We start from the raw sequence: 12,638 nt of genomic DNA on the forward strand, positions 1-12,638 counted from the left end.
TATTTGGGAGACAAGATAAGGACGGTAAAGTTTTCCGCCATTGGCAATCGCCGCCACATAATTGGCGATCTGCAAGGGAGTTACCGTGATGAATCCCTGCCCGATAGCCGCGTGATAACTGTTGCCGGTATACCACTTTTCCCCTAGTTTATTAAGTTTCCACTGCTCGTCGGGAAAAAAACCATCCACTTCTCCCGGAATATCAATTCCGGCCGCTGCACCAAGACCAAATATGTTGGCGTATTTTTTCATTCGCTCTATGCCCAGGCCGGAAATATCTCCATAACCGCCTCCCACCGAATAAAAAAACACGTCGCAGCTTTCCGCTATTGCTTTTCGCACATCAGTGTGACCGTGGGTTTTCCAGTCGCCAAAGCGATATGTCCCTACGGATATGGAACCGGTACAATTCACCGCGCTTGACGGGTTAATGATACCTTCGGTCATTCCTGCTGCCGCGTAAATTGGCTTGATTACCGAACCAGGCGGATATGCCCCTGATATGGCCCGGTTGAAAAAGGGCTTGTCAGGATCATTGGCTAATTTTACATATTCATCCGAAGACATTCCTTGAGTGAATAAGTTGTTGTCAAAACTGGGCAAGCTCACCAAAGCCAGTACTTCCCCATTTTTCGGATTGAGAGCCACCGCTGCCGCCGTGCTAGTCCGGGTTTTTTCCAAAATGGCATTCAGGCCGTCAAATATCTTTTTTTGAAGTCCGGCGTCAATGCCAAGTACCAGATCATTTCCCGGCTTAGGGTTAATAATGCCAATCTCCCTTTTGATGGATCCGGCTGAATCAACTTCCGCTTGGAAAGCGCCATTGACACCCCGGAGTTGGTTTTCGTACGACTTCTCTATCCCTTGCTTTCCGATGTAATCGGTAAGTAAATATCCGGAATTATTCTCCAGCTCTTCTTTTTCTATTTTTCCCTCATAGCCCAGAATGTGGGAGAAAATCAACCCATCCACATAATCTCTCACCGCTGTTTTCTCCATCACAACGCCGGGAAACTCCCGGCCCCGTTCGAGCAGTATCAATGCCTCCTCTTGAGCCAGGCGTTCTTTGAGAAGAATCGGCGTCAGTGATACCGGGTCGACGCTTTCCAGCTTCGCCCGGATTTCTCCCTCGTTGATTTTTATGATATCCGAGAGTCCGGAAGCCATTTCCTTTATCTTTAAATCATCGCGGGGAAGATCAAAGGGAACAATCACGGCATCAATACTGGGAATATTATTCACTAATATTTGACCGGAGCGATCCATAATTTTTCCTCTCGGGGACTTGATGACGATGGCGCGAATCCTGTTTCCCTTGGCGATCTCTTGATAATAACTTCCCTTCACGACACTCAAATAAAAAGTTCTCGCGCCCAGCACCAGGAGCGTCGCCACGATGCACCACCAGAAGACGCTGAATTGCTTCCTGGTAAACGGCTTTTCCATCCGGGCCGCTTCTTTTTCCGTTGCCGTCAGCAGATAGTCCTCAATTTCCACTCCCTGCAGAGGGCGGCGCTTTTTTTTGATATTCATGTTCGTTAATGTTTTGCGTTTACTATGTTATCCTTACCGGCTGTAGGCGAAAAAAGGCTGCTTTTCTATTTTTTTCAAAATCAAAAGGCAAAGAAAAAACAAAATGATATTGAAAAACACTTCGCTTTCCAGCCCTCCGAAAAAAGCACCGGACTCTGCCAGCTTCGTCTGAAAACTGCTCTCGGCCCAAACAAGAAAAAGCAGATACATACGGTGAATCACAGTCGCGGCAGCCACAAAAAGCACGATGGCCAGCAAACCCCATCCTTTGTTTTCCATCAGGAAACGCCGGTAAAAAAAGTTAGCGGCGTAGGAAATTAAAACAAAAATAATGACTGTCGTGCCGATCCTGGCATAGGAAACCAGATCAAAGGCAAATCCCGTCAGGATAACCCACGGCAGGGCGCGTGTAAACCCAACGCTCAAGGTCAAAGCAATCACCAGCATCAGCATAATTTGGGGAATCTGATAGTCGGGAAAGAAAACAGTCAGCATGCTTGTTTGAATTATCAGCGCCGCGCAGATTATGGCGAAATAAATAATTTTCTTTTTCATTTTTAATAAGATTCTATTTCACATTTTTAATAACAAACACTATTTCTGTCCTGGAAAATTGAACCGGTGAAGAAATTGCGGCCTGCTGAAAAAGGCGGTCTCCGGAAAGGCGCACGTCCTGGACCTTTCCAATAAGAAGGCCGCGGGGGATATTTTTTCCTATTCCCGAGGTAACGATTTCATCGCCGGCTTTGATCGGATCAGTTTGCAGTACCATATCAAAAATAATTCCCAGGCCGTATTCTCCCCGGACGACTCCTTTAGTTCCTGTTTCCGCTATCATAGCATTGACAACACTCTGGGGATTGGTAATAAGAGTCACCCGGGAACTTCCGGCTCTAACTTCATCCGCCACTCCGATAAGAATGCCCTGGGAAACGATGACCGGCATCCCTTCGCGAATGCCGTCGCTTCTGCCTTTGCTAATTTCAATCCAGTTTCCCAGCCCTCTGGGATCCCGGCTGATAACATAAGCCGTCTCCAATTTAAACTTATCTCCGGGAGCAAGGTTCATTTGCTCTTTGAGAAGTTTGTTTTCTCTTTCTACGTCGCGAAACATGGCGTTCCGGGCCAGCAGTTTTTGATTCTCTTCAGTAAGCCGCTCATTTTCTCTTTTCAGCTGCCCGATGGATGAAAGAAATTCTTTAGCTCCCAATAATTTCAAGGATGCGAGATAGGAAATTTTTTGAAAGGGAGAAAATATTTCTTTCACTGCCAGCTGAAGAGGATGGAAAACATTGGCTGGATTTAAAAAAATAAGCAGTCCGCAGGCGGCCGCAATTAAAATGACTTTAAAAAGTTTTGTGGCTAAAAATTTCCGAAACATATACTTCTTTTGCTAAAAACTGTCTAGAAACGCAACAATTTATCCTGCTCGTTCTCTACTAAAATATCTCTTAAATTTTCCAAGTCCTCCAAGACAATTCCAGTGCCCCGAACCACCGCGGTAAGAGGGTCCTCCATCATCCGCACCGGCATTTCGGTCTGATTAGCGATTAATTTATCCAGTCCTCTGACTAAACTGCCGCCCCCGGCTAAAATTATTCCTCGCTGCATCACGTCAGCTAAAAGTTCCGGCGGAGTCTCCTCGACAACCGTCTTAATGCTATTGACTATGATTCTGATTGAACGGGACAGCGCTTCTCTAATCTGCTCATCATTAACGATTACTTCCTTGGGAAGGCCGCTTACCAGATCCCTGCCGCGGACCGGAAAGGTCATTGCCTCCCGCTGCGGATAGGCGCTGCCAATGGCGATTTTAACATCCTCGGCTGTTTTTTCTCCTATTAGGAGGTTGAATTCATCGCGGCAATAGCGGACGATGTCCTCGTTCATTTCGTCTCCAGCTACCCGCAAACTCCGGCAGATTACCACCCCTCCCAGGGAGATAACCGCAATTTCCGAAGTTCCTCCTCCAATGTCAACCACCATATTGCCCGCCGCTTCCGTTACGGGAAGACGGGCTCCGATCGCCGCCGCCATCGGCTCATCAATAAGATAGGCCTCCCGGGCGCCAGCGTTAGTGGTAGCGTCAATAACGGCTTTTTTTTCCACTTCAGTGATTCCTGACGGGATCCCGATTAAAACGCGCGGCCGGGGTAAAAGAGAAAAGGACTCTTTGTGAACTTTATCAATAAAATATTTGAGCATTTGCTCGGTCACTTCAAAATCACTCACTACCCCGCCAACCAAGGGGCGCGTGGCCACGATATGCCCCGGTGTTTTTCCCACCATCTGCTTGGCTTCTCTGCCAATGGCCAGAATTTGCCCCGTCCGCTTGTTAATCGCTACCACCGAGGGCTCATTGATAACAATGCCTTTCCCGCGCACATAAACCAGGGTATTGGCTGTTCCCAGGTCGATGCCGATGTCTTTAGAAAGATTGCCGAAAATATTGCCGGTTATTTTTCTTAAAATTGCTTTAATTTTTTTCAGCATACGAATTTTCACAAATAAAAAAGCGCGTAGACCATTTTGGCACGTTTTTATTTTTGTTTACCTTGCTCTATATATAATACTGAAAATAACGGCGGATGTCAAAGTACCAGAAAGTCAATTGTTTACAACTTTTACATTGTTTGTCATAATATAGAAGTAATTGGATAACAAAATAAAAAGATGAAAAAACAAAAAATTCCTACTGGTATTGGGGTAATTATAATTTTAATTGTCACTATTACGATTGGAGTGTTCGTGTGGAAAGTTGAAAAAAATCAATTAGCGATAGAGCAACCACAGGTGCCACAAGTAAATCAAAAGTATAATGCAAAAAACAATAATCAGTCAGATGAAAAAGCTCTAGAAGATAGTAAAATAACAACCAAATATACAAATAATACTTATGGATTAGAGTTTGAATATCCACAAAATTTAGTAATTTCCCAGGATGCAACTGATAGCCTTTTTGGGTTAAGTGATCGACCAGACGGGCATTGGGTAATTAATGTAAGTGTTTCCGCTAACACAAATAACTTCTCGTTAGTTCAGGCTTTTAATAAGGAACTAGCTAGATATAAAAAACCAGAAAGAAATATTATCACTTCCGATATAATTGTAGGCGGTAAGCCTGCAAAAAAATTCTCAATTCAAAATCCTACCGATAACGGGAATGCTGTGGTTGTTATTGTCGACGGAAAAAATATAATAACCATATACGGCACCGATTCCACTACATTTCTTAAGACAATTTTTGAGACCGTGCTCAATTCTTTCAAATTTATAAAATAAAAAATCTTTAAGTTTTATTAGAAAAGGGCAGAACTCATTAAGTTCTGCCCTTTGGTTTATATTGGCACGTTTGCCAAAGTTTTCTACGGAGTGTAATAGATATATCCAAGAATGTCAGAGTTGTTTATGTTCACTGTGTGGTCATGGACAATTCCATCTTCGTTCAGGTTGGAATCGTGAATAGACATAGTGCCTGCACTTTCATTGATAGAGGTAACTATTCCAACATGACCATTCGGCATGGTGTCTGTTTGAGCAAATGCGATAATGGCTCCAGCTCTGGGTTCTTTGCCTGTAGCATACCCTTTAACATTCGCTTGGGCAAAGCAATTTATAGCAGAGTAGGTACACACGCCGTCTGGAAGATCTGTCTCATATTCGACATAATTGAGACACCATCCGCCTGTTTCATTTTCGGCTTTTCTGAAACTCCCCGCCGCATTTCTGAACGTCTTAAAGAACTTCGCCGTAATCGTTGTGCTTTCGCTTGGCGTTATTGCATGGGGATTTTCAATGCCCAGCCAGTGACCGAAAGCATAACCTTCATTGGCATTGGCTTCAAGGCTTGCTTGTAAAATTTGACTGATCGAATATTGGCAAGTGCTGTTCTCATCAACGTTGCAGGAAATACCGCTGCCCGTTACGTTGCCACCTTCCAAGGGATCAACAACTATGGTGAGTTGAGCAGGAGGCGTAACTGTGTTTGCCAAAATTAAAGAATGGCTACCGCCCGAAGAATAAATATCACGAGAAGTCGACCAATCTGTATAAATTGTTGACAAGACATAATTTCCTCCTCCACTATCGGAAAAAACGCTATTTATATAGCCATAGCCGACGGAAAACCTGTTTGAATATCCGCAACTTTCCATATTGACGTTACAAGAAGTACCGTACCACACATACCCGCCAGTCGAGCAAGAGGGATTGAACTGATGAGTGACATTTGTTACATGATTTGTGCCGTAGCACTCTGAATTGTAAAAAACGCCTATGTAGGTACCTGCAGAAGCTGAACGAGCAATAAAATAATCGGTGTAAGTATAGCCTCCTTTTGTCATCGAGCCAGAATATTCAAATGCAAAAACATTTCCAGAGAGATGGAGCAAACATATACAAGTCAGCATCAATACTAAAGCTAACCTTTTCATCACTTCCTCCTTTTGGGTTTCAAGTTTAAAACAGGTTAACATTCTTTGCTTCCGAACTACTTCACAAACGCTATGCTTTTACCTCTTTTCTTAATGCTAAAAATGTTAAGGTACAATTTTAAATATATAAACAAACGACAGGATTGTTAATAGTGCAAATGCAATAGGCACTACCGCTTTCTAAAGGCCATACTTCCTCTTATTTTCATTATGTTCTTCATAAGTGGCGGAAAAAATGGTTTCTCCCGTTTCCGGATCGCTTAGAAAATAGTTGTAGTTGGATTCTTGGGGATAAAGAGCGGCTTCAATTGATGAAAGGCCGGGGTTGGAAATCGGGCCGGAAGGAAGTCCCTGGTGAAGATAGGTGTTATAAGGAGAATCAAACTGGGTGTCGGCATAAGAGTACTGCGCTTTGCGGGTTCCAAGAACATAAGCCAGGGTGGCGCAACTTTCCAACGGCTTTCCGTTTTCCAGGCGCTTCCAAAAAATTCCGCTTACGATTTTTCGGTCTTCCTCGCTTCTCACTTCTCCTTCAATGATGCTGGCCATAATAACAATTTCGTTCAAGCTTTTTCCCCTGGCCAGCGCGTCCGCTTTCATTGGCGGCGTTATCTTGGTATTGAATATTCCCAGTAATTTCACGGCAATATCTTTGGCTGTCGCGTCTTTAGCAAAAAAATAAGTGTCTGGAAAAAGATAGCCCTCAAGGTTTTTTATGCCATCACCGGACAGAAAATTATAATTTTCGGCCAGTTCTTGGGGATTACTGGCAATTGCCAAAAAATCATCTCCGGGAAGCCCGTTGGCCTTAAGCCGCTCGGCCATCTGCTTTGATGTCCATCCTTCGGGAAAAGTAACTTTTATAAATTTTGTCTGTTCTTCTGCCAGAATGAGGGCGATTTCCGGAATGGTCAGCCCGCCAGACAGTTCATAGTCCCCCGGAAGGATTTTATTTTGAAGTCCGTGAGTTCTAAGATAATAATAAAAATAAATTTTTCCTGTTATCAATCCTTCTTCCTTTAGTCGTGAAGCAATCAAAACGTTCCTCTCTCCTTTTTTGACTGTAAAAATTTTTGTTTCCCGGTAACTCCCGTGAGAAAAATAAACCTGCTGGCGGAAATAAAAAAAACTCCCTACTATCATAGAAAGAATGATAAAAACTGCTATAAACTTTTCTATCTTTTTGTTAAACACTATTTGAAGCTAGATTAAATATTGGTTTCCTGAATCAGGGGAACGAATGAAAATCCCGGATATTCTTCTTTGTAAAAATCGTCTTCTCCTTTTTTTTCAAGATACCAGATGTCGTTGTGCACCGGAACCACCATTTTGCCTCCGATTTTGAGCTGTTCTTTAAGTAATCGGGGAACTTCACTGGTCGCCGCTGAAACCAAAATACGGTCATAGGGCGCGTTTTTCGGAAAACCAGCGCTTCCGTCAGAACAGTAAAATTCCGTGATTCTCTTCTTTATGAAACCGTATTTGTCGGCGTTCTTTTTTCCAAATTCACAGAGTTCGGAAATCCTCTCCAGTGCCGTAACTTTTCCTTTGGGTCCTACAATATAGGAAAGCAACGCTGTCGTCCAACCCGATCCGCTTCCCACATCCAAAATGTTTTGTTCCCGGCGCGGATCAAGAAGCTCAAACATAATAGCCACTGTCAGCGGCTGGGATATCGTCTGCCCATAACCGATAGGAAGAGGGATATTAACTTCGGATTGATTCTCAAGATCTTCGGGAACGAATTCTATTCTGTTTATTTCCGAAAAGGCGTCAATGACGAGATCGGTTTTCAAGTAGCCGTTCTTTATTAAATCATTAACCAGCTTGCTCATAAAATAATTTTGTAACTTTATAACTAACCACAAATAACTAACAACTTTTAAAGCTAAAAATCCAGCAATAATTCGTTGTTGTAAGTTGTTGGTTGTTAGTTATAATCCAATGACTTGAACTATGATATCTCTTTTTCTTGCTCCGTCAAAGTCAACCGCGAAAATGCTCTGGCGGGCTGTGATCAGCAGTTTCCCTTTTTCTACCGGAATTGTTTCGCTTATTCCCGTAAGCAGTGATTTGCAGTGGGAATGGCCATTGCTTCTTCCGTCAGAGAGCTTGGTCCGGCGCAGTTCAAAAAGATCGTGGGAATACTGGTCATCAATCGGAACCAGTTTGTAAAGAATGCGCATAAAATCCTGAAGAAGCATCGGCTCGTTGTAATTAACGACAATTCCCATAGTCGTATGGGGAGCGTAAATGAGCGCCTGCCCCTCGCGGATTCCCGACCCGTCAATAACTTCCTGAACCTTGTCGGTTATGTCTAAGAATTCAATCTGGGTTCTACTTTCAACGTTTATTTTTTGTTTGTATATCCTCATAAGTTTTCTACGAATTAACTGTCTACTAGCCCCCCTGTTCGACGTTTATCTCTTGTTTGTGCATCTTCATAAAATTTTCTTAGTAATTAGTAAAGATTACTGTTATTTTACCACAATTTGTCTTTTTATCAAAGAAGCGACTATTACCTTTTCAGTTTTAGCTTTTTATACGTACTTCCCGCCGCCACTGCTCCTTCGGCTACGGCCGTGATAATCTGGCGGAATTTGTTAGAGCCAGTGGTGACATCACCGGCGGCGAAGACATTTTCTATGTTAGTCGCTTGGGTGCGATCAACTATGATATAACCCTGCTCGTCGGTTTCAATTCCTAATTCTTTGGCAATGGCGACACCCGGCACTGAACCAATTTCAATAAAAACGCCTTGAGCAGGCAATTCTTTTTTGGCGCCCTGAAATTCATATGACACCGCGGTAACTTTCTGGTCGCCTTTAATTTCGGCTACATTACTGCAGCAAACCAGCTCTATTTTGGGATTCTTTTTAATTTGTTCTTCCCAAACCGGTTCGAAAATATAATTATCCCGATACAATACATAAACCTTACTGGCAAATTCCGCGACGTGGAGAGCCGCCGTTGCTGCCGCGTCGCCCCCGCCGATTACCACTACGTCCTTCCCGCGGAAAAAGGCAGCGTCGCAAGTGGCGCAATAGGAAACGCCTTTGCCGACAAATTTATCCTCGCCGGGGATGTTAAGTTTTCTCGGCTTCATGCCAAGAGCTAAAATAATGCTTTGGGATTTATGGCTTTTTCCATCCTCGGTAAAAACTTCAAACTCTCCGTTATTTTTTTTGACACCGCCCACGACTCCCTGAATTATTTTTCCTCCCAGATTTTCCGCCTGTATTCTAAATTTTTCCGTCAGGTCTCTGCCGGAAATTTTTTCGTAGCCCGGATAATTTTCCACCTGCCAGGCGTTCACCGCTTGGCCTCCCATTTCAGCGCCGATTACCAGATGATTAAGTTTATATCGGCTGGCGTAGATTGAGGCCCCCAATCCCGCCGGCCCCGCGCCGATGATAATTAAATCGTAGGTTTCGTTTTCCATAATCTTATTTAAAAAAATTACAAAGTTGTTATCGGCCTTGATTGAGTAACATAAAAATTATCTTTTCCCAGCGCCCATTCAATGTCCTGTGGAAACCTGTAATGCTTTTCTATTATCCGGCAAATTACGGCTAATTTCAATGTCTGTTTGTCTGAAAGTTTTTGTTTGCCCTGCTTTAATAGTGGTACTCTTACTTCGATTGTACTCTTTTTTCCTTTAATAATCATTATTTTCTGTTCAGAGATATTTTTATCCAAAATCTTCATTTCCTTTTTATCCACAATGTAAGTGTCAGGAGTAATTTTCCCGCCGACAATCGCTTCTCCCAACCCGTAGCCTGCTTCAATTACCATTTGATTGCGATCTTTTGTAACTGGATGAACGGTAAAGCAAATACCGGATATTTCCGACTGCACCATTTTTTGGACAACCACGGCTACTGAAACCTTTTGTTTATCTAACTTTTTCTCGAAGCGGTAAAATATAGCACGGGGAGTAAAAAGCGATGACCAGCATTTCCTTAATGACTCTAGTAAATTATTTCTTGTTACATTTAAATAACTTTCTAATTCTCCCGCCCAAGAAGCAATGGAAGAATCCTCGGCGGTGGCGGAAGAACGGACCGCGACGAATCTCGCATTAAGCTTTTTAAATTCTTTTAAAATATCTTTTCCAATATCTTTTGGAAATTTCTCGTCATTTATCAAATCCCTAATTTCTTCGGACACTTCTTCAATTGAATTTATATCTTTTTTATTTACTTTTTTAAGCTTGGCCATCACTTCAACATTCAAATCAGTTTCAGTTAAAAATCTATCAAAAGCACTGGCCAAAACAACAAATCCTGGCGGCACAGGCATTTTAATACTCAACATTTCTCCAAGCGAAGCACCTTTCCCACCAGCGATTTTTATGTCGTTTTTCGACAAATGCTCAAAGGATTTTGTAAACATCTATTTTTGAGATTCAATTGACTTTTCAAAATTCTCTTTATCTTTTATTATTTCTTCCAGTAATTCTTTTTTTATTTCTATTTTTTCTTCTTTGCCTTCAGCATTTTTATAGGCCATGTAAATATTTTGCTCACTGTCCTTGCTTGAAATCTCTATCCTTGGTCCCTCCGTGAGTTCAAATCCTTCGCCCAATGCTTTAATAAATTCATTTCTTTCCTCCACACCCTCCGCTTTCTCTATTATTTTCGCAATAAATAATTCAACAATTCCCTGGTGCGTTCCCAAATACCTCTCTAGTTGGTTTCCAAATTTTTCGTATTTACCTGCCTTGGATGCTATCCGGTTGAAATTATTGCCAATTTTTGCGTATCGTCCGATTATTTCGGCGATGTTGCCCGCCGCTCTTGTGTAAGTAATTGTCTCATTACCCGGATACTTAAGAGCTTCTTTGTCACTTTTATTCACTAACCAATCAAGAAATTCTCCTTTGTCATCCGCTTCCCATAACAAGTCCCCTAATTCTCCTTCGTCGTTGTAGTCCAATCTTTTATCGCTAATAATTTTCTTCCCCACTTTTAGTTCCTCGGAAATGACTTTTTCAATATCTTCCAAACCGGCATCGGGATTTATATTTTCGTCCGCTAGCATTGTCCGATAAGCAGTTTCTTTGGCTCTATCGCGATGGCTCGACCACGCTAGTGATACATCAGCTTGTGGATTTAATTTCCTCCCTTTTTCATCTGATTGAGCTCTGCCCTTCTCTGTTAAACGCCTTCTTTCGTCGGGTTGGCTTTCTTTCCAGGATTCCGGTTCGCCATGCCTCATAAACTCCAAAATTATTTTTGTTTCAACTTTTTTCTCCACTTCTGGAGAGGTAACTTTTTCCGGATTATACATATTTTTTTCTAAAATAACTACATTTTAAAAGCTTTGTATTATTTCAAAATTTACCTTTATATCCGACTTTAATATTTCTATTTGGACTGTATCTATTATATAACCCAATAAACTTTTCCTCGTCCAAATAATATTTTCCTCCAACAAATTTATTCTTGAAACCTTTTGCCAAAATATAAAATTTTTCCAACTCGGCAAATAAAGAATCCTTTCTCAATATCGCCAGTTTTTTTGATTTTGAATCAATGAGGAGAAGAAATGTATTTATTTTTAAGGGCTTTTTTAATAAATGTAATCTTCTTTCTATGGCTTCGGGTGCAATCCTTTCGCAATATATTTGGCCGATTAAATAGAGAATCGCTCTTGCCTCATTTAAATCATTCCAGTTTGGTTTTTTGAGTATTGCTTGATATCTTTTCCAAAGCCGTTTTAAGTCCGCGTTTATTTTGCTAACATCCATCAAATAAGTATGTTTTAGTAATAATTGCATGGCATTATTTCAATATTCTTACCAAGCCCTTATACGCATCCACCTCCACTAAATCCCCATCTTTTAAAACCTGCGTCGCAATCTTCGTGCCGATTATGCAGGGTTTTTTAAGTTCTCGTGAAATAATCGCAGCGTGGCATAGCAGTCCTCCTTCATCAGTAACAATTGCCTTTGCCCTTTTTATTAAAGCCACGAAATCCGGAGTAGTCATTGAGGTAACCAACACCATTCCTTCTTTAAATTTTCTTCCTTCCTCCCACGGATCCAAAATTATTTTTACCCTGCCCTGTATCTTTCCCTGATAAGTCGGCATTCCTTTAATAATTTTAGGATTTTTTGCTATTGCATTTTCGTGAAAATCTTTTTTCTTTGTTCCAGTAAATACAACAATCTTATTTCCCTTTTGCTTTATAGTAAATCCTTTCTTTTTTCGCTCTTGGTAAATTTTTCTGGCATTAATTTTCCCCGTTAATCCTTCTAGAATTTCGCCCTTAGACAAAAATAAATGTCCGTCCGGCAAAATATTTAAGCGCCTATCAATTTCAGTATAAAATTTATTGCCATGCTCATAGTAAATATTCACTTTTTCCGATTCAAAATTTCTGTCACTCAAAGCTTGCCTTAGCCATTTGACATGTTTTAAAATATCTTTATTCTTTTTAATTCCCAATAGAGTTTTATCAAGCAATTCTTTTTCTTTATTTTCGCCTGCTCTTATCTTTTTCAGTTCTTTATCGGCATCAATTTTCAAATTTTTGCGGAATTTTTTTATGTAATCTTCCAACTCATAGGAATGATTGGAAGCGTGAGTAAATATTCTGGCTCCAAAGTCGTACCACTGATTGAATATTATCTCTTGAATCTTTTTATCAGAAAACTTTTTCCCTTTT

Annotated in this window: 13 protein-coding genes and 1 pseudogene; 1 reads left to right on the top strand and 13 read right to left on the bottom strand. The window is 41.4% G+C overall.

Going from position 1 to position 12,638, the window contains the following annotated elements; all coding sequences use genetic code 11:
• The 4 genes from mrdA to NT136_03370 all read right to left on the bottom strand — a co-directional run.
• Positions 1-1,533, bottom strand: a 1,533-nt coding sequence (gene mrdA / locus NT136_03355; GenBank protein MCX6765970.1) for a penicillin-binding protein 2, incomplete at its 3' end; no start/stop codon positions are given.
• A 33-nt stretch (positions 1,534-1,566) separates the two neighbouring features.
• Complete coding sequence (locus NT136_03360; protein ID MCX6765971.1) at positions 1,567-2,088, bottom strand: hypothetical protein; 522 nt, start codon at positions 2,086-2,088, stop codon at positions 1,567-1,569.
• A 13-nt stretch (positions 2,089-2,101) separates the two neighbouring features.
• Positions 2,102-2,914, bottom strand: coding sequence for a rod shape-determining protein MreC (mreC, locus tag NT136_03365; GenBank protein MCX6765972.1), 813 nt, complete (start codon positions 2,912-2,914; stop codon positions 2,102-2,104).
• Between the two features lie 23 nt (positions 2,915-2,937).
• On the bottom strand, positions 2,938-4,026 hold the full coding sequence (locus NT136_03370; GenBank protein MCX6765973.1) for a rod shape-determining protein: 1,089 nt from the start codon (positions 4,024-4,026) through the stop codon (positions 2,938-2,940).
• Between the two features lie 180 nt (positions 4,027-4,206).
• Here NT136_03370 and NT136_03375 point away from each other — a divergent pair, with 180 nt between their 5' ends.
• Positions 4,207-4,815, top strand: coding sequence for a hypothetical protein (locus tag NT136_03375; GenBank protein ID MCX6765974.1), 609 nt, complete (start codon positions 4,207-4,209; stop codon positions 4,813-4,815).
• Positions 4,816-4,898: 83 nt separating this feature from the next.
• Here the strand turns inward: NT136_03375 and NT136_03380 are convergent, their stop codons facing one another.
• From NT136_03380 to NT136_03420, 9 genes and pseudogenes are all read right to left on the bottom strand, one after another.
• Entirely contained in the window at positions 4,899-6,008 is a 1,110-nt protein-coding gene (locus NT136_03380; protein MCX6765975.1) for a CHAP domain-containing protein, read from the bottom strand.
• Positions 6,009-6,146: 138 nt separating this feature from the next.
• On the bottom strand, positions 6,147-7,160 hold the full coding sequence (gene mltG / locus NT136_03385) for an endolytic transglycosylase MltG (protein MCX6765976.1): 1,014 nt from the start codon (positions 7,158-7,160) through the stop codon (positions 6,147-6,149).
• 14 nt (positions 7,161-7,174) lie between these two features.
• Entirely contained in the window at positions 7,175-7,801 is a 627-nt protein-coding gene (gene pcm, locus NT136_03390) for a protein-L-isoaspartate O-methyltransferase (protein ID MCX6765977.1), read from the bottom strand.
• Between the two features lie 99 nt (positions 7,802-7,900).
• Complete coding sequence (locus NT136_03395; protein ID MCX6765978.1) at positions 7,901-8,341, bottom strand: secondary thiamine-phosphate synthase enzyme YjbQ; 441 nt, start codon at positions 8,339-8,341, stop codon at positions 7,901-7,903.
• Positions 8,342-8,484: 143 nt separating this feature from the next.
• A complete protein-coding gene (locus NT136_03400) occupies positions 8,485-9,408 on the bottom strand; it encodes an FAD-dependent oxidoreductase (GenBank protein MCX6765979.1) in 924 nt (307 codons plus the stop codon).
• 17 nt (positions 9,409-9,425) lie between these two features.
• On the bottom strand, positions 9,426-10,361 hold the full coding sequence (locus NT136_03405) for a hypothetical protein (protein ID MCX6765980.1): 936 nt from the start codon (positions 10,359-10,361) through the stop codon (positions 9,426-9,428).
• On the bottom strand, positions 10,362-11,258 hold the full coding sequence (locus NT136_03410) for a phosphoglycerate mutase family protein (GenBank protein ID MCX6765981.1): 897 nt from the start codon (positions 11,256-11,258) through the stop codon (positions 10,362-10,364).
• 43 nt (positions 11,259-11,301) lie between these two features.
• Positions 11,302-11,748, bottom strand: a complete 447-nt coding sequence (locus tag NT136_03415) for a hypothetical protein (GenBank protein MCX6765982.1) — start codon at positions 11,746-11,748, stop codon at positions 11,302-11,304.
• A gap of 4 nt (positions 11,749-11,752) precedes the next feature.
• Positions 11,753-12,034 (bottom strand): annotated as a pseudogene (locus NT136_03420) (PEP-utilizing enzyme).
• Positions 12,035-12,638: the final 604 nt, after the last annotated feature.

The sequence above is a fragment of the Candidatus Moraniibacteriota bacterium genome (assembly GCA_026396275.1).
In the GTDB taxonomy this organism is placed as follows: Bacteria; Patescibacteriota; Minisyncoccia; order Moranbacterales; family JAPLXC01; genus JAPLXC01.